The organism is Promicromonospora sp. NPDC019610 (assembly GCF_044389365.1).
Lineage (GTDB): Bacteria > Actinomycetota > Actinomycetes > Actinomycetales > Cellulomonadaceae > Promicromonospora.
Genome location: NZ_JBIRXX010000002.1, coordinates 254,052 through 273,827 on the forward strand (window position 1 = coordinate 254,052; position 19,776 = coordinate 273,827).

The following is a 19,776-nucleotide window of genomic DNA, read 5'->3' on the forward strand; positions in this document are numbered from 1 at the left end:
ACCCCTCCGGCCGTCTGTGTTCTGCCCCCGCCGCCGGATCAGGGCGCGCCTCTTGACGCATGCCGATATGGGTATATGTTTGAGCCATGGCACGAGCAGCGACCACGACCGACACGTTCAACGCGGTGGCCGAGCCGCGCCGTCGCGAGATCCTCGACGCCCTGGCCGGCGGCGAGCTCGCGGTGGGCGACCTCGTCGCGCAGCTCGGGCTCGCCCAGCCGCAGGTGTCCAAGCACCTGCGGGTGCTGCGGGAGGTGGGGCTGGTGGACGTGCGCGACGACGGGCGCCGCCGTCTGTACCGGGTCAACGGCGCGCCGTTGCGCGCCGTCCACGACTGGGTCTCCCGCTACGAGCGGCTCTGGAACGAGCGGTTCGACCTCATGGACGACGTGCTCGACGAGCTCGAGACGCAACGACCGACCGATGCAGGAACGGGACAAGGAGACTGACATGACCACCACGACCAATGGCAGCGCCGTCCTGACGCTCCCGACCGACACCGAGATCCTGGTCACCCGGGAGTTCAACGCGCCGCGCCACCAGGTGTGGCGGGTGCTCACCGAGCCCGAGCTGATCAGGCGCTGGTGGGCCGGGCGGCGCGGCACGGTGACCGAGGCGACCGTCGACCTGCGCGTCGGCGGGGCGTGGCGGTACGTGATGACCGCGAACGACGGCTCCGAGGTCGCGTTCCACGGCGAGTACCGCGAGATCGAGGCCCCGGAGCGGATGACGCACACGGAGGTGTTCGAGGGGATGCCCGACGGCGACTCCGAGCCCAGCCTGAACCACTACACGCTCACCGAGCACGACGGCCGCACCACCCTGACCGTCCGCACGATCGTCTCCAGCCAGGAGATCCGCGACATGATCGTCGGCTCCGGCATGGAGGGCGGCATGCAGGAGGGCTACGACCTGGTCGAGGAGCTGGCCGTCGAGCTGGCGGCCGCCTGACCGCGGCCCGAGCGCAGCAGGGCCGACGCCGCCGCGAGCAGCACGAGCATCAGCACGCCGAAGGCGAGCACCGCGGCCGGCGTCGGGACCAGGCGCAGGAGGACGGCGAGCAGCACGACCGGCAGCGACATGCCGGCGTAGGCCGCGAGGAACAGCCCGGCGAGGGCCTCCGCGCGCGAACCGCCGGCCGCGACGGAGACCACCGTGCCGACGCCCGCCTTGAACAGCGTGCCCGCGCCGGCGCCGGTGACGATCCCGCCGGCCACCAGCACCGGGAAGGTCGCCGTGAGCATCGCCCCGACGATCAGCACCAGGCCCGCGGCCAGCAGCGTCACCCCGAGCGTGTGCTGCGCCCGGGTGCTTTGCCGGCCCGTGGCGATCTGGGCGAGGGCGGCGGAGCCGAACACGGCGAAGGAGACGAGTCCCGCGACGGCGTGCGACGTGACGTGCAGGTCGTGGGCCAGGAACGACGGCGCCAGCGAGGTGAACAGCCCGAACATCGCGAAGCTGACGAAGCCCGCCATGAGGGCGCCCGCGTACGGGCCGCGCGACGCGGCGGGCACCGTCACGCGCTGCGGCCGGTAGCGCCAGGGCTCGCCCACGGCGTCGACCGTCTCGGGGACGAGCGTCATCAGCAGCAGCCCCACGACCAGTGCGAACAGCAGGACGAGGTACGGGGTGTGCAGGGGAGCGGGCGCGACGTCGGCCAGGAGGCCGGCGACGAGCGGGCCGAGGCCGATGCCGCCCAGGTTCGCCGCCGTCGAGATCATCTCGGCGTGCCGCCCGGCGGGCCTGCCCGCCGCGGCGCGCGAGGCGGCGTGCAGCTCGGTCATGTGCGCCGTCGCGGTCGCGGTCAGCAGCCCGATGCCGAGGCCGGAGACGAGGCGGGCGAGCAGGAGGAGCCCGAGGTCCGTCGACGTCAGGAAGACGAGTCCCGCGAGCACGTTCAGCAGCACGGCGGGGGCGATCAGGCGCAGGCGTCCGAACCGGTCGGACAGGTGCCCGGCGAGGAACAGCGCGGCGGTGACACCGACCGCGTACGCGGCGAAGACGAACGTGACCGCCAGCGAGCCGAAGCCCTCCCGCTCCTGGTAGATCACGTACAGCGGCGCCGGGGCACCGGCGAAGGCCATCGTCGCGGCGAAGACGTAGGCGATGATCCAGAACCCGCGGGCGTGGTGCCGGCGCGGGCGGACGTCGCCCGCAGGGAGCGGGGTGCGGGTGGGCGCCGGCCGCGCCGGCTCGGGCCGGGCCTGGGTGCCGGACGGCGGTATGGTGCTGGTCGAGAGTGTCACGACTCGATCGTGCCGAGCCCGAGGCATCGTGTCCAACGAATCCTTGCGAAGTCAGATATCGCGATCTGCGATAGTTGGCTCATGCAGCCCCATCAGCTCCAGTACTTCGTGGCGATCGCCGAGACCGGGAGCTTCACCGCCGGCGCGCAGCGCGCCCGGGTGGTGCAGTCCGCGGCGTCGACCGCCGTCAAGCAGCTCGAGCGCGAGCTGGGCTGCGCCCTGTTCACCCGGGGCCGCCGCATCTCCCTCACGCCCGAGGGCGAGGCGCTGCTGCCCCGGGCGCGGGACGTGCTCGCGGCGCTGGACGCCGCCCGGGCCGCCGTCGCCGCCACGCGCGGGCAGGTCGCCGGGACGGTGAGCCTCGGCATGATGAACCACCTCGCCGGCTTCGAGCTGGCGAGCCTGCTCGCCGCGTTCGGGCGCGCGCACCCCGCCGTCGTGGTGCACGCCCGGCAGACGGCGACCGGCTCGCGGGGCAGCCTCGACGCCGTGCGCAGCGGCGACCTCGACCTTGCCCTCGTCTCCACGCCCGGCGACACCGTCCCGGGGCTGCGCCTGCGGTTCCTGGACAGCGAGCCGATCCGGTTCGTCTGCCACCGCACCCATCCGCTGGCCGGAGAGGGCGTCGTGCGGCTCGCGCAGATCGCGGACGAGGCCTTCATCGACTCGCCGGTGGGCTGGGGCAACCGCGCGGTGGTCGACGGCGCCTTCGCGGCCGCCGGCCTGCGCCGCAGCATCCAGACCGAGGCGACCGACTTCGAGCTGGGCCAGGCGCTGGTCCGCGAACGGCTCGGTGTCATGTTCGTCCCGGCGTCGGCCGTCGCGCCGGACCCGCAGCTCGCCGCGCTCGACGTCGAGCCGGCGCTGACGTGGACGGTGCGCCTGGCCCACTCGGCGAGCCGCCCGCTGTCGGCGGCCGCGGCGGCGCTGGCCGCCGAGCTGGAGCGCGGCGGGCGCGGGACGCCGGCCGCCGGCTAGCGCACGGGGGCGCTGCTGCGGCCCTGCTCGCGCCCGCTCAGCTCGGCGTCGAGCGTCGCCTGGGCCACGCGCATGCCCTCGGCGTAGACCGGGTCCTGCAGGCGCTGCCACATCACGTCCTCCGGGACGTCCTCGACGTGGCTGACCACCCACCAGATGTTGCCGAAGGGGTCGCGGACCCGTCCGCCGCGCTGCCCGAAGGCGTTGTCGTCCAGCGCGGTGACCACGGCGGCGCCCGCCGTCACCGCGCGGCCGAACGCCGCGTCGGCGTCCGGCACGAAGACGCGCAGCAGGCTGGGCATGGCCGGCCACTCCGGCCGGCGGTCGAACGCCAGCACCACGGTGTCGCCGACCCTGATCTCGCCGTGCCCGATCGAGCCGTCCTCGGTCGCGACACGCGCCAGTTCCTCGCCCTCGAACGCCTGGGCGACGAAGTCGAGGAACGCGCCGGTGTCGTCGGTGACGACCCACGGGGCGACGGACGTGTAGCCGGTGGGGGCGCCGGTGGGGGTGCTGCTGGTCTGCTCGGGCATGGCTGGTCCTCTCGGAGCGGTGTGCTTGATACGGCGACCGTAGGACGAGAAGAGGTCAGCTTCGGTCCTGTACTGCGGGGCCGGCGCACCGCGTAGTTCGTGCGGGCAACTATGTAAGGTGCAGGCATCCCCTCGCGCCGCGCGGACCACGTGCTGCGGCCGCTCGCGCGCGCGGGACCCGTCTCCTCGTCGAAGGATCGTCTGCCCCACATGAGATTCCGCTTTCCACCCGGCGACCGTTCCCGCCTCACCCGCATGCCCCGGCCGGGGGTGGTCATCGCGGTGCTCGCGTTCGCGGGGATGGGGGCGTCGTTCATGCAGACGATCCTGCTGCCGATCCAGGCGGAGCTGCCGGTCCTGCTGGGCGTCTCGCGGGACGTCACGGCCTGGGTGATCACCGTGACGCTGCTGGTGGCGGCGATCTGTACGCCCATCTCGGGGCGGCTCGGCGACATGTACGGCAAGAAGACGGTCGCGCTCGCGCTGCTCGGCCTGCTGGCGCTGGGCTCGGTGGTCGCGGCGCTGTCGCCGTCCGTGGTGCTCCTGATCGTCGGGCGGGCGCTGCAGGGCATGGGCATGGGCGTGGTGCCGCTCGGCATCTCGATCCTGCGCGACGTGCTGCACCGGGACCGGCTCGGGTCGGGGATCGCGCTGGTCAGCGCGACGCTCGGCGTCGGCGGCGCGCTCGGCCTGCCCATCAGCGCGTTCGTGACCGAGCGTTACGACTGGCACGTGGTGTTCTGGGTGGCGGCCGGCATCGGCCTGCTCGCGCTGGCGCTGGTCGCCTGGGTCGTGCCCGTCAGCACGCTGCGCACGGGCGGCCGGCTCGACGTCGTCGGCGTGGTCGGCCTCGCGATCGGCCTGACCGGGGTGCTGCTGGCGGTCTCGCGCGGCAACGACTGGGGCTGGGGATCGCCGCGCACGCTCGGGCTGCTGCTCGGCGGCCTCGTCGTGCTGCTGGTGTGGGGCTGGTACGAGCTGCGGATCGAGGAGCCGCTCGTGGACCTGCGGGTGACGGCGCGCGGCACGGTGCTGTTCACCAACCTGGCCTCGATCGCGATGGGCTTCGCGCTGTTCGCCTCGAACGTGGTGTTCCCGCAGCTCCTGGAGCTGCCGACGGCGGCGGGCGGCCTGGGACTGACCCTGATGCAGGCCAGCCTGATCCTCATGCCGTCCGGCCTCGTCATGCTCGCGATGTCGCCGATCTCGGGGCGGCTCGCGCACCGCTTCGGGGCCAAGCCGCTGCTGGCGTCCGGGGCCGCCGTCATCGCGGTGTCCTACGTGATCGCCGTCGTGGTCGACCTCGACGTGTGGCACGTGCTGGTGGTCAACATCGTGGTCGGCGTCGGCATCGGCCTGGGGTTCGCGGCCATGCCCGCCCTCATCATGCAGGTCGTGCCCTCGCACGAGACGGGCGCCGCGAACGGGCTGAACACGCTGATGCGGTCCCTGGGCACGACGTCGGCCGCCGCCGTCGTGGGCGGGGTGCTCGCCGCGGGCGGCGCCCAGTACCAGGGGGTCCCGGTACCGTCCGACGACGCGTTCCGCACCGCCCTGCTGCTCGGCCTGCTCGCGTCGCTCGTCTGCACCGTCCTGGCGCTGCTCATCCCACGCCCGAAGCCGCCGGTCGACGAGCACCCGGCGCTGCCGGACGGGGTGCTGTAGGCCATCGCCTGCGCTGCGGAAGGCGGCGGACCCTCCCCGGTGCCCCGACCCCGCGATCGCCCCTGGCGGGTACGCGGGGCGCCGCTCTTCCACAGGTTGCGCGGCCGACGAGAACGGTCCCGGGATCCGTGGCAGGCTGTGCGCCATGTTGAGAACGACTCTCGTTCGCGTTCGCATGTGCGGAGCGTGCTGACGTGGCGAACCTGTTGATGATCGAGAGCTGGCTCCAGTCGACCGGCCTGATGCTCCCGCCCCTGTTGCGCGACGCCGGCCACGAGTACGTGCTGGTCACCCGCGACCCCGACCTCTACCGGCTGCCCGACGGCGCACCCCACCCCGTCCTGGCGCTCGCCGCCGAGGTGGTCGTCGCCGAGACCAACGACGACGCCGCCCTGCTCGCGGCGGCCCGGGACGTCGCGGCGCGGCGGCCCGTCGACGGCGTGCTGACGACCTGCGACTACTACCTGCCCGCCGTCGCCCACGTCGCGGAGGGCCTGGGCCTGCCGGGGGCGCCCGCGGAGGTGCTGCGCACCGCGACGCGCAAGCACCTGGTGCGGCACGCGCTCGCGGCCGGGGGAGTGCCCGACGTGCCGTTCGCGGTCGCGGCCACCTGGGACCAGGCGCGCAAGACGGCCGCGAGCCTCGGCTACCCGCTCGTGGTCAAGCCGGTCGACATGAACTCCGGCACGGCCGTGCGCAAGGTGGTCGACGAGGCCGGTCTCGCGGTGGCCTTCGCCGAGGCGACCGGGCCGGAGCGCAACACCCGGGACCAGGCGCTGGAGCGGCTCGCGCTGCTCGAACGGGTCGTCGAGGGCCCGGAGTACAGCGTCGAGTCCGTGACCCGCGACGGCGTGACGCGGGTGCTCGGCATCACCGCCAAGTCGGTCGCCGAACCCGGCGTCGAGGCGGGGTCGGGCTTCGTCGAATCGGGGCACCTGTTCCCCGCCCCGCTGACGCCGGGGGAGCGGGAGGCGATCGAGGCGCACGTCGTCGGGGTGCTGGCCGCCGTCGGACTGACGCACGGCATCAGCCACACCGAGGTGCGGCTCACCGCGGCCGGCCCGCGGCTGATCGAGCTGAACCCGCGCCAGGGCGGCGGGTACATCTTCGAGCTGGTCCGCCTCGTGACGGGGTTCAACCCGCTGCGGGTGCTGGTGGACCTGGCGCTCGGGCGCGAGCCGGTGCCCGGCCCGTCGGTCGCGACCAGCGCCGCGGTCACGTTCCTGCTCGCCCCGGCGGACGGCGTCGTGCGCGAGGTCCGGGGCGCGGAGCACCTGGCGGACGACGACCGCGTGCTCGGCCACGAGACGCCGTCGCCCGGCCGCGCGGTGCGGCCGGGCGACAACAACGAGCGGATCGGGCACGTGCTGGTGGCGGACCGGACCGGTCACGCGGCGCAGGACTGGGCCGACGAGCTCGCGGCCGGCGTCGAGGTCCGGGTCGAGGCGGGCGCGCCGGCTCGCTGACCTGGCGGCGGCGTCCGACGGGTTCGGGTACGAACGACGAACGCCCCGGCGCTGTCGCGCCGGGGCGTTCGTGCTGCTGCGCTCCAGGAGCTCAGCGGGCTTCGGGTCTCAGTCGGGGACGACCAGGCCGCGCCGGACCCGCGGGCACGAGGCGCGCGGGGATGCGCACCTGGCGCCCGTCCACGGTCACCGCGACCAGGTCGGGCACGAGGGCCGTCCACTGCGAGCGGCGGGACCGGGTCCGCGACCGGGACATCTTCCGCTTGGGGACCGCCATCGATCAGCGCTCCTCGCGGAAGTCGACGTGCTGCCGCGCGACGGGGTCGAACTTGCGCAGCACGAGCCGGTCAGGATCGTTGCGCCGGTTCTTGCGGGTCACGTAGGTGAATCCGGTGCCCGCCGTCGAGCGGAGCTTGATCACGGGACGAAGGTCGGTACGCGAGGCCATCAGTTACCACCCTTGCTGTTGTTGCTCGTGTTGTGCTTGGCGTAGCGCTGCCGGAACTTCTCGACGCGTCCGGCGGTGTCGACCACGCGGGCCGAACCGGTCCAGAACGGGTGGCTGGCGCTGCTGATCTCGACGTCGACCACGGGATAGGTCTGACCGTCGGACCACTCGATGGTCGCCGTGGGGCGGCCGGGACCGGAGTCCGTGGTGCCGGCGAGCGTCGAGCGGGTCAGGAACGTGAAGCCTGCGCTCGCGTCCCGGAAGACCACGGGGCCGTACGTGGGGTGAAGGTTCTGCTTCATGGTTTTGTCTCCTGTCCTCAGCCCTGGCGCGCCTTCCAGCGCGGGTTGAGCTTGTTGATCACGAACGTCTTGCCGTGCCGGCGCACGACCTTGGCGCCGGGCTTGTCCTTCAGGGACCGCAGTGATGCGCGAACCTTCATGTGTCACTCCTTACGTGCGGGGGCGGACGGCGGGGCCGTCGCGGTGGCCGGCCTCACCAGCTGGACTTGGTCACCCCGGGCAGCTCGCCGCGGTGGGCCATCTCGCGCAGCCGGATCCGGGAGAGCCCGAACTTCCGCGAGTACGCGCGGGGTCGTCCGTCGACGGCGTCGCGGTTGCGCAGCCGGGTCGGGCTGGCGTCGCGCGGCTGTCCGGAGAGCTCCGTGGCCGCGGCCTGGCGCTCCTCGGGCGGCAGGTCGAGCCTGCGGAGGGTGCGGCGCAGCTCCGCGCGGCGCTCGGCGTGCCGGGCGACGAGCTCGCGCCGTCGTGCGTCGGCGGCGATCTTCGACTTCTTGGCCATCAGACCTTCTCCCCTCTGGCCAGGATCTGGGCGACGACGACGTCGATGCCCTTGCGATCGATGGTCTTGATGCCCTTGGCACTCACCCGCAACGTGACGTTGCGGCCGAGCGACGGGACCCAGTAGCGCTTCTTCTGGATGTTGGGGTCGAACCGCCGCTTCGTCCGCACGTGGGAGTGCGAGACCGAGTGGCCGAACCCCGGGACGGTGCCCAGCACCTGGCATCTGGCTGACACATGACCTCCTGTGGCGACGGACTGGCCGCCGCTGGTGAGAACCGTTCTCATATCGCGCTACAGTGAACCAGAACTGAGAACGGTTATCAATTATTCCGGGGCCCGCCCCCGGGCGAGGAGGCAGCATGTACCGAACCGCAGACCGCCGCGGAATCATCCCGGTGAGCGTCCTGGCCACCACCGACCCCGTGCTGCGCGACTCCGCGCTGTTCGGACTGCTCACCGACACACCCGGCGTCGTCGCCGCCCGCCACGACATCTACGAGGACCACCTGCGGCGCGTCGTCCTCGACGCCACCGGCGTCCTCGAGGACGTGCTGGTGCCGCTCGAGCACGCCTGCCTGTCCTGCGCCGTCCGCGAGGACGCCGTCCCCACCATCGCGCGCCTCGCCCGCGACGGCCGCTGGTCCCACGTGCTGCTCGCACTCCCCATCAGCGCCGAGCCCCTGCCCGCGGCCCGCTCGCTGGCCGCCGAGACCGCGCCCGGCGGCGCGCTCGCCCACACCCGCATCGCCACGTCCTTCACCGTGGTCGACGTCGACACCCTCCAGCACGACCTGCTCGGCGACGACACCCTGCTCGAACGCGGCCTCGGCCTCACCAGCGCCGACGAGCGGTCGGTGGGGGAGGCGCTCGCGGCCCAGATCGAGCAGGCGGACCTGGTGGTGGCCCACGGTTCGCCGGCCGGACCTGCCGATGTCGCGCTGCCGCCGACGGCGTCCGGCCTGCTGGACCGGCTGCGCGGCGCCGGGACGCGGCGCGTGAACGGGCTGCACGCGCTCTCGGCCGCCGGGCTCGCCGCCGCCACGCACTCGCCCGCCCGCGCCGAGCACCGGGCGCACCCGCTCGGCGCCGTCGTCGTCACCGGTCCGGGCGGCGTGCCCGGCGACCGGAGCTGGACCCTGGAGCTGCGCTCACCCCTGCCGTTCCACCCGGAACGGCTGCTGGAGCACATCGAGTCGCTCGGCGTCGGCGGCCTGCGGGCCCGCGGCGTCTTCCACGTGGCCGACCGGCCCGGCCTCGCCTGCCTGTGGGACGGCGCGGGCGGTCAGCTGGCCGTGGGCGACCTGGGCCCGTGGTCGGAGGTCTGCGCGGGCACGCCGCCGCACACCCGGATCGTGGTGGTCGGCGTCGCCGGGCCGGACGTCGGGACGGGCGGGGGCGCCGTCGCCGGGCCGGACGACGAGCGGGACCGCCTGCGGGAGGTGTTCCAGGCGGCGCTGTGCACGCCCGAGGAGGCTGCTGCCGGCGTCGAGTGGCTGTGGCGCGAGGACCACCTGGCCCCGTGGCTGGGCGCCCGCTCCGCCTGACCGGCGAGGCCGGGGCCGGGCTGGCTCAGCGCGGGCAGAGGTAGGCGGCCGTCCGCGGGCGGACGCCGTCGGGGCCGGTCCAGCCGGCCGGCCCCGCGGCCACCCGCACCCAGCCGAGCCGTTCGTACAGGCGGACGGCCGGGCCGCCGTCGTCCACCACGTCGAGCACGAGCCGCCGTCCGCGCCGGGTGGGCGCGTCTTCGACGCGCTCCAGCAGCGCGGTGGCGATGCGGGAGCCGCGCGCCTTCGGCGTCACGAACAGGCGGCTCACGCCCGCGAGCCCGGTCACGCTCGTCCGCGCGGCGGCCGCGAGGTCCTCGACGTGCTCGACGCCGTCCGCGGCGACAAGCATGACGTGTCCGACGACGGCGCCGTCGGACAGCGCGATCCACGCCCCGATCGTCCCCGCCGGGACGAGCCAGGCGACCGGGTCGTCGGGCCAGACCATCGGGTAGCCGTCGCTCTCGTGCACCTGGCGCAGCGCCTCGACGACCCGGTCGAGATGGGCCGCGTGGCGCTGGGCGATCAGGAGGTCGGGCACGGGCTCAAGGTATCCGACGACGTCCCGGGCGCTACTTGTGGACCGCTCACGGGACCACGTCCACCAGGCCGACGAACTGAGCGGCGAGGAGGCACATGAGAACGCCCACCACGACCGCTGGGACGAGTCGCACGACCGACCGGCCGCCGCCGGCCCACATCAGACAAGAGAACGCGACGGTGATCGACCCGGCCGATGCGAGTACCAGCGGAATCCCGTCGGCGACGTCGATCCGGGTGGCTACCGTCACCCCAGTGGTGATGAGCGCGATGACGGCGGCGAGGACGCCGAGCAGCTGCACCTGGTCACCTCGCGACGCGTCGAGCGCTGCCTTTGTCTCTGTCATCTGGGCGAGCAGGTCGCCTCCCTGCCGCTCGATGAGGAGTCGCGACCGCAGCGCTTCGTATCGCGCAAGCCGTCGGACGCCGCCGGTTGTCCGTGCTTCCTGCCAGTGGATCGCGACCTGTACCTCTGTGAGCGCCTCGGGCGTGCGGCCGGCCACGTGCAGCAGACGCGCCCGCGTGAAGTGAAAGTTCGGATTGTCCCGGGTCGTCGTGCGGATCGCCGTGTCGACGGCTTTCAGCGCGAAGTCGAGGTCGACCTCCGACACGAGCTCCGGAGCGAGGTCGCAGAGATCGGCGAAGATGGCAGCGTACTGGTGCCATACTCCAGGGCGGTCCTCGAGTGCGCTGATCGCCTGGCGTGAGTGGCGCAGCGCATGGCGCATCTGGGTCGGCGACGTTCCGTCGCGGACGGTCGCGATCGCACGGAACGTCGCGAAGTAGGGATTGCTGCCGAACTCTTCCTCGTGGTGGACGACGAGCGCGCGATACTCGTCCTCACGTTCCTCTCGATGAAGGTCCTGCAGGAGCGTGTAGAGAACGGTGAAACGCTCGTCGGGTGTCAGGTCCGCGTCGTCCAACATCTCCACCAGCTCGGCCTCGGAGAACTCGACGGCCACGACGTCCCGCACCTCCTCGGCGAATGTCGGCGAGGTCCAGGGCGGCAGAGTCGTTGTCACGTCTTCCTTTTCTGCTCGGGCGAATAGGCCAGGACCCGGACGCTGGTCCTGGCCGGGTGGGTGATCGCAGTGCGACCGTGTGCGATCCGGTGGTTGTCAATGATGTAGGCGTCGCCGCTGCTCAACCAGTCGACGGGCAGCGTGACCCGAGCGGTGCGCCGTCGGATCTCGGCTACGAGGTCGTGCGGGCCCACCAGCCGGCCATGGGTGTCGTCACGGTAGCGGAGACCGTGGGGCCCGACCTGGAACGGTAGACGGTGACCGCTCGAGATGCTTTCGATCGAAAGGCTTGCTATCGCGTCCTTGGGCAGTCCGACGCTTGCTAGGTCGAGATCGGCGAACATGGGTGTTCCGCCCATGTGCGCACCGTGACGGACAAGGCGCATACCCAGGAATCGAGGCGGATCGGCGAGTGACGACCTGTCGGTGTGCACGGGGAGCGCTTCCATCGTGAAGCCACGGCCTAGCTCACCGGGACGCTCGGACGGCGTGATCAGGGTTGTTCCGTCCGCTTCCCCGTCAGGGTGGGTATACGTCGGGCCGAGCTGGGACATCGTGTCCAGGAACTCCGTGGCGGTCACCTGTGAGAGCACGACCAGCCCGCGTTCCCTGACCAGCCGCCCGACGTCAGACATCGCTGGACACTCCAACCGATCGGTCCTTTGGCCCACTGACCTGCGTGGACGGTGCGCAGAGCGTAGCAATTCGTGCCAGGCTCCAGTACCTACGACAGCTGTCGGATCCAGGTGTGGGGTAGAACGGGGGACGATGACGGATCGGATCGAAGAACTTCTGGACGAGGGCGTGCGCAACAGGGTCTTCCCTGGTGCCGTGTGGGCGGTCGGCGGCGCTGCCGGCTACGACTCGCACGGTGTCGTCGGAGTCCTGGATCCTGACTACCCGCAGGTGCCGATGGCGTCGGACACGATCTTCGACGTCGCCAGCCTGACCAAGCTCATCGCGGTGTGGTCGTCCGTCGGCACTCTGTGGGAAGAGGGGAAGCTCGATCTTGGCAGCCCGCTCGGTGCCTTCTGGCCGGAGGTCCGCGGCCGTCCTCTCGGATCCGTGACCGCGCACCAGATCTTGACCCATACGGCGGGTCTCCCGTTGAGAGCTCAGCTCAAGAATCTGTATGGCACCGACCGGGCTGAGATTCGCGCAGGGGTACTGCGTGAAGCCTTGAATCGTCCGCCAGGACAGGCTGTCGACTACACCGATCGGGCAGCCATCATCCTCGGATACCTGGTCGAGCATCTTTCCGGGCAGTCGCTCGACCAGTTCGCTGGGGACCGGGTGTGGGAGCCGCTGGGCATGGACGCCACCCGTTTCGGGCCGCTGTCCGCGGACGTCGCCAGGCGGAGTGCGCCGACGGAACTGGATGAGGACCTCGGTGCGCACCTCAAGGGCGTCGCCCACGACTTCTCCGCGCGACTCCTGGGTGGTGTCTGCGGTAGCGCGGGTGCGTTCACAACGTTGGACGACCTCTCGGCCTTCCTCTGCTACCTCCTGGACGCAACCACTGCGGCGCGACCCGTCGGATTTGGCGCGTCGTGGACACAGGAGTCCCTGAGGGTGCGTACGGGCGCGCTCGAACCCATGAGGGGCCTGTTCTGGCATCCAGCACCTGACACCGATCTCGCGGCTGATGTCTGGGTGCACTACGGCTTCACCGGCTGTGGCATGTGGGTCTCGCTCCGCCAAGAGCGTTGGGCGCTGCTGTTGACCAACAAGCTGTACTACAACCGCGACCGCAGTCCGCTCACGGCGGTGCGTGACGCCTTCCGAGCCCTGGTCTTCGACTGACCCTGGGCCCTGGTGCGTGGGGAGAGTCGGGGTAGTTCTGGACGATTGTTCAAACAGCGGTGAGGCCCTTTTCCGGAGCTCCGGAAAAGGGCCTCACCCTGTATCTCAGGTGTTTTTCATGACGCCGACGTCGGCATCATGTTCATCCGACCGGGAGCGGGACGGGCAGCGGGACGGGAAGCCCGCCGCCGAGGGCGCCCAGCAGGGTGCTGAGCAGGCCGCCGACCGCGTCGAGCAGGGAGCTCAGGAGGCCGCCGGTCGGCGGCAGCGGGACCGGGAGCTCCGGAATCGGCAGATCGTCGACCGGAAGGGCCGGCACGGGGAGGTCGTCGACCGGAAGGTCCGGGACCGGTGTGTCGATCGGAAGGTCGGGCACGGGTGCGTCGACCGGGAGGTCAGGCACCGGGGCGTCGACGGGAAGGTCCGGGACGGGCGTGTCCACGGGAACGTCGGGGACCGGCGCGTCGACCGGTACGTCCGGCACGGGTGCGTCCACGGGGACGTCCGGTACGGGTGCGTCGACGGGAACGTCGGGCACGGGCGCGTCCACCGGGGTGTCGGCTGCCGGCGCGTCCACCGGGGTGTCGGCTGCCGGGGCGTCGACGGGAGTGTCGGCTGCTGGGGCGTCGACGGGGGCGTCGGCTGCCGGGGCGTCGACCGGGTCGGTCGCGCCGATGAGGTGGGCCGCGGGCAGGTAGGCCCCTGGCTGCACCATCGCGCTCGCACCTGTTGCTGCCGTGCAGACCAGGCCGGCCGAGATGGCCAGCACCGTTCCCGCACGACTCATGACACGGAATCCTCGGATCATTGTGTTTCCCCTCGAATCTCTCCGCCGGAAAAATGGTGTTGCACGTAAGCGTGGGTTCACCGCGAAATAGCGTCAGACGGGGTTTTCATCCTGTCAATCGGAACGTGACCTGGAACACGTGGAATGAATCAAGACATTCCAGGACCGAACTCTGCGACAGGTCGCCATTAATAGCCGTAACCCCGACATCACAACGGTGATATCCGGTGGTTGCCTGGACGCCGACTGAGTGATTGCGACACGGGACAATCACCTTGGCCGGACGGCGCCGGGTGCGTACCGTCGCCGCCGATGAGCACTCCGAAGCGACAGGTGCGCGCCGTCCACGACGCCGACACCCTCACCGTCTAGCAGGCGTACCCGCCCGCCATCGCCGACGCCGCCCTGCGAGCCGGCCGGTTCGTGCCGCCGTTCAAGCGCGAGCGGATGACGTGGGTCAAGCCGTCGTTCTGCTGGATGATGTACCGCTGCGGCTGGGCGACCAGGCCCGGCCAGGAGCGGGTCCTCGCGGTGCGCATGTCGCGCAGCGGCTTCGAGCAGGCACTCGGCCTCGCCGCCCTGAGCCACTTCGACCGGTCGCTGCACGACGACGTCGCGGCGTGGGCCGCGCAGAAGAGGTCCAGCCCGGTGCGGGTGCAGTGGGACCCGGAGCGGACGCCGTCGGGCCGCGCGCTCGAGCACCGGTCCCTGCAGGTCGGGATCGGCGGCCCGGCGGTGGATGCCTACGTGGACGAGTGGGTGGTCGGGTTGGACGACGTCACCGATCAGGTCCGGGCCTGGCGCGCCGAGCTGACCGCGGGCGGTTCGCCCGCGCTGCCGCAGGAAGCGCCGTACGCACTGCCGGCGGACGTGGCGGCCCGGATCGGGGCGGACGGATAAAGCACTCGGTGCCAGGGCGCCGGCCATGCCAGGATCCCGTTCATGACCACGGCGACCGACCCCCTGCTGACCGCGGCCGAGCAGCGGCTGATCGACGCGGCCCTCGAGGTCGTCGCCCGGCTCCCCGAGGACGGGGCCTATCTGCACACCGTGGCGTCGGCGGTGATGGACGTCCACGGTGACGTCCACACCGGCGCCAACGTCGGCCACTTCACGGGCGGGCCGTGCGCCGAGCTCGTGGCGCTGGGCACGGCTGCCGCTGCGGGCTCCGGCCCGATCGCGCTGATCGTCGCGGTCGGCGACAAGGGTCGCGGCGTCATGCCCCCGTGCGGGCGGTGCCGTCAGGTGCTGCTCGACCAACAGCCCGACTGTCGCGTGATCGTGCCCGGCGCCGGTCAGCCGTTCTCGGTTCCCGCCCGCGACCTGCTGCCGCACCCGTCCCAGCACCCGGACGCGGACCCGCCGCGCGTGCTGCGGTTCAGCCCGCGGCACTGGGAGAGTGTCGTCGACGGCGGCAAGACCGCCACCACACGGTTCGACGACCCGGCGGTGCCGGGGCCGGTCACGCTGATGTTCGAGTTCGAGGACCGGTACCGGGCGCTGCCCGGGGTGGTGGACTCCGTGGAGCATGTCCGGTTCGCCGACATCACCGATGCCCAGGCGGCCCTGGAGGGTTGCACGGCCGACGAGCTGCGTACGGCACTGCGGACGCACTACTACCCCGACGTCAGGGACGGCGACGTGGTCGACTTCGTGCGCTTCCGGACGGTCGACCCGGGGCGACCCGGCCGATACGACCTCGATCCGGTGGTGCCAGTCGTGCCAGGATCTCGCCCATGAAGACGGTGACCCTGTGGCGGCCGACCGGGCCGCAGGAGCTGGCCCTGGTCGAGGAGTCGGGCTGGCGTGCCTGGCCACCGCGGCTTGCTGACCAGCCGATCTTCTACCCGGTGCTGAACGAGGACTACGCCACGCGGATCGCGCGAGACTGGAACGTCAAGGCCAGCGGCGTGGGCTACGTGACGCGGTTCGACGTCGCCCGGGAGTTCCTCGACCGGTACGAGGTCCAGCAGGTCGGCGGGCAGACGATCCTGGAGTACTGGATCCCCGCGGAGGACCTGGACGAGCTCAACGCGAACATCGTGGGGCGGATCGAGGTCGTCGCGGAGTTCCGCTGACGGCCCCGCCCGCGGCGCGGTCAGGCCTGCGGCCGGACCGTGGCGAAGCTGCGTCCCAGCAGCTCGCTCGCGGTGGTGCCGTCGTCTGCGTTCGCCCAGGTGGTGAGGGCGACGTCGAGGCAGGCGAGGGCCGCCTGGACGATGATCTCGGCGCGGAACACGGCGTCGTCGTCGGGCAGGCGGGTGGCGACGAGCGGCGTGAGCATGCGCGCCCACAGGAGGTGCTTCTCCAGGCCGCGGGCCCGGAGCGAGGCGGCGCCGACCATCACGCGCATGGCGCGCTTGCCGCGCTCGTCGTCCCCGCCCCGGTGCGGCGCCTGGGTGACCAGCGCGTCGAAGGCGATGCGGAGCGAGTCCCAGACGGGCTCGTCCTGGGGGCGGCCGGCCAGGACGTCGCGCACGAACTCGCCGCCGCGCGCCGGGTCGCCGATGACGACGTCCTCCTTGGCGGGGAAGTAGCGGTGGAAGGTGCGGGCGGACATGCCCGCCTCGGCGGCGATCTGCTCGACCGTCACCTGCTCGAAGCCGCGCTCGGCGAAGAGGTCCAGCGCGATCTCGGTGATGCGCGCGCGCACGGCGTCGCGGCTGATCTCGCGCAGGGTCTGACCGCTGCTCGGTCCGCTGCTCGTCGTGCTCGACATGCCCCCAGGGTAGCGTTGATGTCACATGTGTCAGGCTCTGACAGCAGCGGCGTACGGCGACACGGCGGGTGCCTGGTCAGTGCAGGGTCGGCACGTAGACGAGCTCCTGGATGCTGCCGTCGAGGGTGTGGTGCTCGATCAGCTCCAGGTCGAGGTCGGCCGCGTCCTGGAAGACCGGGTCCAGCCCGGTCTGCCCGGTGACGACCGGGAAAAGTGTCACCTGGACGCGGTCGACCAGGCCCGCGGCGAGCAGCGCCCGGTTCATCGACAGGCTCCCGTGGGACCGGAGCGGCACCGCGGACTCCTGCTTGAGCCGGGCGACGACGTCGACGGCGTCGCCGTGCTCGACCGTGGCGTCCGGCCAGTCCAGCGGGTTCTCCAGCGTCGAGGACACCACCGTCGTCGGCAGGTTCCGCATCCGCGTCACCCAGGGGTCGAGCACCTCGGGGTTCTCGGTGCTCGAGGCCAGCATCTGCGCGAACGCGCGGTAGGTGGTGGCCCCGAGCACCAGGCGCTGGTCGGCGCCGTACTCGGTCAGACGGCGGTCGAGCAGCTCAGGACCCTGCTTGCCCCAGTAGCCCCGCCAGTCACCGCCCGCGGCGCCGAAGCCGTCGAGGCTGGAGAAGACGTCGAACGTGTAGGTGACGGGCATGGTGTTCTCCTCGTGTCGCGGATGCGGTACGAGGGGGCAGACCGGTCCGTGCCCCGGGACTCATCGGCGTCACATCCGGTCGGGTGCCGCCAGTCCCAGCAGGTCGAGCCCGGTCGCCAGGGTGCGGCCCGTCAGCTCGCACAGCGCCAGGCGGTTCGCCCGGACGCCGTCGTCGTCCGCCCGCAGGACCGGGCACTGGTCGTAGAACTCGGTGTAGGCGCGGGCCAGGCCGAACAGGTAGCCGGCCAGCCGGTGCGGTTCGAGCGTGCCGGCGACGTCGTCGAGCGTCGCCGCCAGCTCGTCCAGCGTGAGGGCCAGCGCCCGTTCCGCCGGGTGCAGGGGAAGGGTCGGGTCGACCGGCCGGCCGAGCGGGATCCCGGCGTCGGCCGCCTTGCGCAGGATCGATCGGACGCGCGCGTGCGCGTACTGCAGGTAGACGCCGGTGTTGCCGTTCAACGCCACCATGCGGTCGACGTCGAAGACGTAGTCCTTGGTGCGCGTGTTCGACAGGTCGGCGTACTTCACCGCGCCGATGCCCGCCGCCTGCGCCACGTGCTCGAACTCCTCCGGCATGAGCCCGTGGTCCTTCTCGGCCAGCTCCGCACGGGCCCGCTCGACGGCCTGGTCCAGCAGGTCGTCGAGGCGCACCGTGCCGCCGTCGCGGGTCTTGAACGGCTTGCCGTCGGCGCCGAGGACGGTGCCGAACGGGACGTGGGTCGCGGCGACGTCGTCGGGCAGCCAGCCGGCGCGGCGGGCGACGTCGAAGACCATCCGGAAGTGCAGGGCCTGCCGCGCGTCGACGACGTAGAGGATGCGGGTGGCCCGGTACTCGTCCACGCGCAGGCGCAGCGTGGCGAGGTCGGTCGCGGCATAACCGAAGCCGCCGTCCTTCTTGCGCACGATGAGCGGGACGGGATCGCCGTCCGGTCCGACGACACCGTCCGTGAACGCGCACAGGGCACCGTCGGAGTCGACGGCGATGCCCTGGGCCACGAGCTCGTCGACGACGCCCGGCAGGTCGGCGTTGTAGCGGGACTCGCCGTCGGCGTCGGCCAGGGTGAGCAGGATGCCGAGGCGGTCGTAGACGGCTTCTGGATCGACGTCTGGCCCAGTGGGGTTGTCCGACCCACCGCCGGATCCAAGCCGGTTTGCGGCGGAGAGAGGCGGGACCTCGGGCGGGGAAGGCGGTAGCAGGCTCATGCACGGAGCATCGGCCTGATCAAGCTGTGCGGTCACGGTGGTCACTGAGAACCCGGGATATCAGGCCGCGTGGTCGCGTGGCCTTTCTGCGGAAGGAGCGCTGGCCGATCTCGGCTCGGTTCATTCCGGGTGATCTTCGGTCCGTCCTGTGCCTTGGCGCGCACTGCGGCTCTACGCTTCGGAAATGTCTGAACCGTCTGACTACGAGCGGCACGCCTGGGAGAACCTCGACGAGCGCCGCTCTCGCCCTTTGTCTGGCGCGTTCCGGATAGCCGGTGAGAAAACGGCCGAAGGTGTCGCCTCTGCCTGGGCCAGGGCGAATGATGCGGTGGATGCGCGAACACGACTGAGCTCTGTCCGCGGCAAGATCGCGGAGGGCGGACGAAAGGCGGCTACGGGCGCTTCCCGGCTCGTTGGCAAAGTCCCCGAGGGAGTCAAGGACTGGTCTGGGCGGGCTGCTGAACGTACCTCCACCATGGCCAACCGAGTGGCACGCGTCGGACTGACACCGGATGGCGCTGTCAAGAAGTACGTCAAGGCTGGATGCGACGTCACGACGCTCAGCGATGTCCGGAAGCTCGACCTTCAAGTCATCGACAGAGTGCGCGGTCGTAACCTGGACCTCGCATACGCAGCGGTGGCGGCGACGTCGGGTGTTGGCACTGCCACTCTCCTGACCGGCGGAGTGATCGCTACCGGCGGCGGCGTGACCGCCGCACCTGCAATGACGACGATCGCGGGGGCGATGATCGTCGATGTCGCGGCTGTTCTAGGGATCACCTCACGAGCGGTCGGACACGTCTCACTCCTGCACGGGTACGACCCGGAAGATCCGGTCGAGAAGCTCGTCGTCGCCGCTGTGATCAACTTGGGCTCAGCTACGACCGCGTCGGCTCGGGGATTCGCACTGCGGGACCTCTCCCGGTTGACCCAGGGCCTCTATCGCGGTGCCTCATGGGCCAAGCTCAACGAATCAGTGATATCCCGCGCGCTCGCCAAGTTCGCCGAGGAATTCGGCGGTAGGTTCACCAAAAAGACGCTGGCGAAGGTCGTTCCAGGTCTGGGAATCGTACTGAGCGCGGGAATGAACTGGGCGCTCGTCGAGGGGCTGGTGGACGAGGCGATCGTCGCCTACCGCCGTCGTCTATTGCTGGAGAAGTACCCTCATCTCGAGGTCGGTACCACCGTCGTCCGGTACGAAGATCCGTCGTCGCGGGCCGCGAGCGACGATAACGGGCTCGATGACGACATCAGCCTGATCGAGATCATCGACGAGATCGTGGACGAGGACAAGAGCGAAGCGGCTGACGATGACGCGAGAGCGTAAGCCATGCCGCATTCCACATTTGGCGAGCGGTCGGATGATTGTG

General features: G+C 71.5%; 24 protein-coding genes and 2 pseudogenes. 11 read left to right on the plus strand and 15 right to left on the minus strand.

Annotation, left to right across the window (positions count from 1 at the left end; all coding sequences use genetic code 11):
* Positions 1-86 precede the first annotated feature (86 nt).
* Both ACH45N_RS12685 and ACH45N_RS12690 read left to right on the plus strand, forming a co-directional pair.
* A complete protein-coding gene (locus tag ACH45N_RS12685; RefSeq protein WP_397394288.1) occupies positions 87-449 on the plus strand; it encodes an ArsR/SmtB family transcription factor in 363 nt (120 codons plus the stop codon).
* A 1-nt stretch (position 450) separates the two neighbouring features.
* Positions 451-951 (plus strand): SRPBCC family protein, encoded by a 501-nt coding sequence (locus tag ACH45N_RS12690; protein ID WP_397394290.1) that lies wholly within the window; start codon positions 451-453, stop codon positions 949-951.
* On the opposite strand, the gene ACH45N_RS12695 is transcribed toward ACH45N_RS12690, so the two are convergent.
* Positions 906-2,246, minus strand: coding sequence for an MFS transporter (locus tag ACH45N_RS12695; protein ID WP_397394292.1), 1,341 nt, complete (start codon positions 2,244-2,246; stop codon positions 906-908). The two genes, ACH45N_RS12690 and ACH45N_RS12695, sit on opposite strands and share 46 nt — an antisense overlap.
* A gap of 81 nt (positions 2,247-2,327) precedes the next feature.
* On the opposite strand from ACH45N_RS12695, the gene ACH45N_RS12700 reads away from it, so the two are divergent.
* Positions 2,328-3,224 carry a LysR family transcriptional regulator gene (locus ACH45N_RS12700; RefSeq protein ID WP_397394294.1) on the plus strand — a complete coding sequence of 299 codons (897 nt, stop codon included), beginning with the start codon at positions 2,328-2,330 and terminating at the stop codon, positions 3,222-3,224.
* Here ACH45N_RS12700 and ACH45N_RS12705 read toward each other — a convergent pair.
* Positions 3,221-3,757, minus strand: coding sequence for a VOC family protein (locus tag ACH45N_RS12705; RefSeq protein WP_397394296.1), 537 nt, complete (start codon positions 3,755-3,757; stop codon positions 3,221-3,223). The two genes, ACH45N_RS12700 and ACH45N_RS12705, sit on opposite strands and share 4 nt — an antisense overlap.
* A 255-nt stretch (positions 3,758-4,012) precedes the next feature.
* On the opposite strand from ACH45N_RS12705, the gene ACH45N_RS12710 reads away from it, so the two are divergent.
* Complete coding sequence (locus ACH45N_RS12710; protein ID WP_397397439.1) at positions 4,013-5,422, plus strand: MFS transporter; 1,410 nt, start codon at positions 4,013-4,015, stop codon at positions 5,420-5,422.
* A 194-nt stretch (positions 5,423-5,616) separates the two neighbouring features.
* Positions 5,617-6,888: an ATP-grasp domain-containing protein gene (locus ACH45N_RS12715; RefSeq protein ID WP_397394298.1), complete on the plus strand. Its 1,272-nt coding sequence runs from the start codon at positions 5,617-5,619 to the stop codon at positions 6,886-6,888.
* Between the two features lie 108 nt (positions 6,889-6,996).
* On the opposite strand, the pseudogene rpmF reads toward ACH45N_RS12715, so the two are convergent.
* The 6 genes and pseudogenes from rpmF to rpmB all read right to left on the minus strand — a co-directional run bounded on the left by rpmF (position 6,997) and on the right by rpmB (position 8,373).
* Positions 6,997-7,165: pseudogene (gene rpmF, locus ACH45N_RS12720) on the minus strand (50S ribosomal protein L32).
* 3 nt (positions 7,166-7,168) lie between these two features.
* On the minus strand, positions 7,169-7,336 hold the full coding sequence (gene rpmG, locus ACH45N_RS12725) for a 50S ribosomal protein L33 (RefSeq protein ID WP_285106734.1): 168 nt from the start codon (positions 7,334-7,336) through the stop codon (positions 7,169-7,171).
* Entirely contained in the window at positions 7,336-7,638 is a 303-nt protein-coding gene (locus tag ACH45N_RS12730) for a type B 50S ribosomal protein L31 (protein ID WP_397394300.1), read from the minus strand. Before ACH45N_RS12730 ends, rpmG begins: the two co-directional genes overlap by 1 nt.
* Positions 7,639-7,655: 17 nt before the next feature.
* A complete protein-coding gene (gene ykgO / locus ACH45N_RS12735) occupies positions 7,656-7,778 on the minus strand; it encodes a type B 50S ribosomal protein L36 (protein ID WP_020013141.1) in 123 nt (40 codons plus the stop codon).
* Between the two features lie 53 nt (positions 7,779-7,831).
* Positions 7,832-8,137 (minus strand): 30S ribosomal protein S14, encoded by a 306-nt coding sequence (gene rpsN, locus ACH45N_RS12740; RefSeq protein ID WP_397394302.1) that lies wholly within the window; start codon positions 8,135-8,137, stop codon positions 7,832-7,834.
* Entirely contained in the window at positions 8,137-8,373 is a 237-nt protein-coding gene (gene rpmB, locus ACH45N_RS12745; protein ID WP_397394304.1) for a 50S ribosomal protein L28, read from the minus strand. Before rpmB ends, rpsN begins: the two co-directional genes overlap by 1 nt.
* Before the next feature lie 125 nt (positions 8,374-8,498).
* Here rpmB and ACH45N_RS12750 point away from each other — a divergent pair, with 125 nt between their 5' ends.
* Complete coding sequence (locus ACH45N_RS12750) at positions 8,499-9,683, plus strand: GTP-binding protein (RefSeq protein ID WP_397394306.1); 1,185 nt, start codon at positions 8,499-8,501, stop codon at positions 9,681-9,683.
* Between the two features lie 25 nt (positions 9,684-9,708).
* Here ACH45N_RS12750 and ACH45N_RS12755 read toward each other — a convergent pair whose 3' ends face one another.
* Genes ACH45N_RS12755 through ACH45N_RS12765 form a run of 3 tightly spaced genes read right to left on the minus strand, consistent with a single transcriptional unit; the run spans position 9,709 to position 11,880 of the window.
* Positions 9,709-10,224 carry a GNAT family N-acetyltransferase gene (locus ACH45N_RS12755; protein ID WP_397394308.1) on the minus strand — a complete coding sequence of 172 codons (516 nt, stop codon included), beginning with the start codon at positions 10,222-10,224 and terminating at the stop codon, positions 9,709-9,711.
* A 46-nt stretch (positions 10,225-10,270) separates the two neighbouring features.
* Entirely contained in the window at positions 10,271-11,245 is a 975-nt protein-coding gene (locus ACH45N_RS12760; RefSeq protein WP_397394310.1) for a hypothetical protein, read from the minus strand.
* Positions 11,242-11,880: a TauD/TfdA family dioxygenase gene (locus tag ACH45N_RS12765; RefSeq protein ID WP_397394312.1), complete on the minus strand. Its 639-nt coding sequence runs from the start codon at positions 11,878-11,880 to the stop codon at positions 11,242-11,244. Before ACH45N_RS12765 ends, ACH45N_RS12760 begins: the two co-directional genes overlap by 4 nt.
* Before the next feature lie 133 nt (positions 11,881-12,013).
* Here ACH45N_RS12765 and ACH45N_RS12770 point away from each other — a divergent pair, with 133 nt between their 5' ends.
* Entirely contained in the window at positions 12,014-13,048 is a 1,035-nt protein-coding gene (locus ACH45N_RS12770) for a serine hydrolase domain-containing protein (RefSeq protein ID WP_397394314.1), read from the plus strand.
* Positions 13,049-13,190: 142 nt separating this feature from the next.
* Here the strand turns inward: ACH45N_RS12770 and ACH45N_RS12775 are convergent, their stop codons facing one another.
* Positions 13,191-13,835, minus strand: coding sequence for a hypothetical protein (locus ACH45N_RS12775; RefSeq protein WP_397394316.1), 645 nt, complete (start codon positions 13,833-13,835; stop codon positions 13,191-13,193).
* Positions 13,836-14,219: 384 nt separating this feature from the next.
* On the opposite strand from ACH45N_RS12775, the pseudogene ACH45N_RS12780 reads away from it, so the two are divergent.
* The 3 genes and pseudogenes from ACH45N_RS12780 to ACH45N_RS12790 form a co-directional block, all read left to right on the plus strand.
* A pseudogene (locus ACH45N_RS12780) lies at positions 14,220-14,735 on the plus strand (DUF4291 domain-containing protein); the annotation flags it as partial.
* A 42-nt stretch (positions 14,736-14,777) separates the two neighbouring features.
* Positions 14,778-15,575, plus strand: coding sequence for an ASCH domain-containing protein (locus ACH45N_RS12785; RefSeq protein ID WP_397394318.1), 798 nt, complete (start codon positions 14,778-14,780; stop codon positions 15,573-15,575).
* The gene (locus ACH45N_RS12790; protein WP_397394320.1) at positions 15,572-15,913 is read left to right on the plus strand and encodes a hypothetical protein; all 342 of its coding nucleotides are present in this window, start codon (positions 15,572-15,574) and stop codon (positions 15,911-15,913) included. Before ACH45N_RS12785 ends, ACH45N_RS12790 begins: the two co-directional genes overlap by 4 nt.
* Before the next feature lie 20 nt (positions 15,914-15,933).
* On the opposite strand, the gene ACH45N_RS12795 is transcribed toward ACH45N_RS12790, so the two are convergent.
* The 3 genes from ACH45N_RS12795 to argS form a co-directional block, all read right to left on the minus strand.
* Positions 15,934-16,554: a TetR family transcriptional regulator gene (locus tag ACH45N_RS12795; RefSeq protein ID WP_397394322.1), complete on the minus strand. Its 621-nt coding sequence runs from the start codon at positions 16,552-16,554 to the stop codon at positions 15,934-15,936.
* A 76-nt stretch (positions 16,555-16,630) separates the two neighbouring features.
* Positions 16,631-17,206, minus strand: a complete 576-nt coding sequence (locus ACH45N_RS12800; RefSeq protein ID WP_397394324.1) for a dihydrofolate reductase family protein — start codon at positions 17,204-17,206, stop codon at positions 16,631-16,633.
* Positions 17,207-17,275: 69 nt separating this feature from the next.
* The gene (argS, locus tag ACH45N_RS12805) at positions 17,276-18,406 is read right to left on the minus strand and encodes an arginine--tRNA ligase (protein WP_397394326.1); all 1,131 of its coding nucleotides are present in this window, start codon (positions 18,404-18,406) and stop codon (positions 17,276-17,278) included.
* Between the two features lie 184 nt (positions 18,407-18,590).
* Between argS and ACH45N_RS12810 the strand changes: the two genes are divergently transcribed.
* Complete coding sequence (locus tag ACH45N_RS12810; protein WP_397394328.1) at positions 18,591-19,733, plus strand: EcsC family protein; 1,143 nt, start codon at positions 18,591-18,593, stop codon at positions 19,731-19,733.
* The last annotated feature ends 43 nt before the right edge of the window (positions 19,734-19,776 follow it).

Bases quoted from the DNA above. Each gene is read 5' to 3' on its own strand.
- ACH45N_RS12775 (WP_397394316.1), bottom strand. From the start codon at position 13,835: ATGAGTCGTGCGGGAACGGTGCTGGCCATCTCGGCCGGCCTGGTCTGC.
- ACH45N_RS12700 (WP_397394294.1), top strand. From the start codon at position 2,328: ATGCAGCCCCATCAGCTCCAGTACTTCGTGGCGATCGCCGAGACCGGG.
- rpsN (WP_397394302.1), bottom strand. From the start codon at position 8,137: ATGGCCAAGAAGTCGAAGATCGCCGCCGACGCACGACGGCGCGAGCTC.
- ACH45N_RS12750 (WP_397394306.1), top strand. From the start codon at position 8,499: ATGTACCGAACCGCAGACCGCCGCGGAATCATCCCGGTGAGCGTCCTG.
- ykgO (WP_020013141.1), bottom strand. From the start codon at position 7,778: ATGAAGGTTCGCGCATCACTGCGGTCCCTGAAGGACAAGCCCGGCGCC.
- ACH45N_RS12770 (WP_397394314.1), top strand. From the start codon at position 12,014: ATGACGGATCGGATCGAAGAACTTCTGGACGAGGGCGTGCGCAACAGG.
- ACH45N_RS12810 (WP_397394328.1), top strand. From the start codon at position 18,591: ATGTCTGAACCGTCTGACTACGAGCGGCACGCCTGGGAGAACCTCGAC.
- ACH45N_RS12685 (WP_397394288.1), top strand. From the start codon at position 87: ATGGCACGAGCAGCGACCACGACCGACACGTTCAACGCGGTGGCCGAG.
- ACH45N_RS12790 (WP_397394320.1), top strand. From the start codon at position 15,572: ATGAAGACGGTGACCCTGTGGCGGCCGACCGGGCCGCAGGAGCTGGCC.
- ACH45N_RS12765 (WP_397394312.1), bottom strand. From the start codon at position 11,880: ATGTCTGACGTCGGGCGGCTGGTCAGGGAACGCGGGCTGGTCGTGCTC.
- ACH45N_RS12785 (WP_397394318.1), top strand. From the start codon at position 14,778: ATGACCACGGCGACCGACCCCCTGCTGACCGCGGCCGAGCAGCGGCTG.
- ACH45N_RS12705 (WP_397394296.1), bottom strand. From the start codon at position 3,757: ATGCCCGAGCAGACCAGCAGCACCCCCACCGGCGCCCCCACCGGCTAC.
- ACH45N_RS12730 (WP_397394300.1), bottom strand. From the start codon at position 7,638: ATGAAGCAGAACCTTCACCCCACGTACGGCCCCGTGGTCTTCCGGGAC.
- rpmG (WP_285106734.1), bottom strand. From the start codon at position 7,336: ATGGCCTCGCGTACCGACCTTCGTCCCGTGATCAAGCTCCGCTCGACG.
- ACH45N_RS12690 (WP_397394290.1), top strand. From the start codon at position 451: ATGACCACCACGACCAATGGCAGCGCCGTCCTGACGCTCCCGACCGAC.
- argS (WP_397394326.1), bottom strand. From the start codon at position 18,406: ATGAGCCTGCTACCGCCTTCCCCGCCCGAGGTCCCGCCTCTCTCCGCC.
- ACH45N_RS12795 (WP_397394322.1), bottom strand. From the start codon at position 16,554: ATGTCGAGCACGACGAGCAGCGGACCGAGCAGCGGTCAGACCCTGCGC.
- ACH45N_RS12710 (WP_397397439.1), top strand. From the start codon at position 4,013: ATGCCCCGGCCGGGGGTGGTCATCGCGGTGCTCGCGTTCGCGGGGATG.
- ACH45N_RS12800 (WP_397394324.1), bottom strand. From the start codon at position 17,206: ATGCCCGTCACCTACACGTTCGACGTCTTCTCCAGCCTCGACGGCTTC.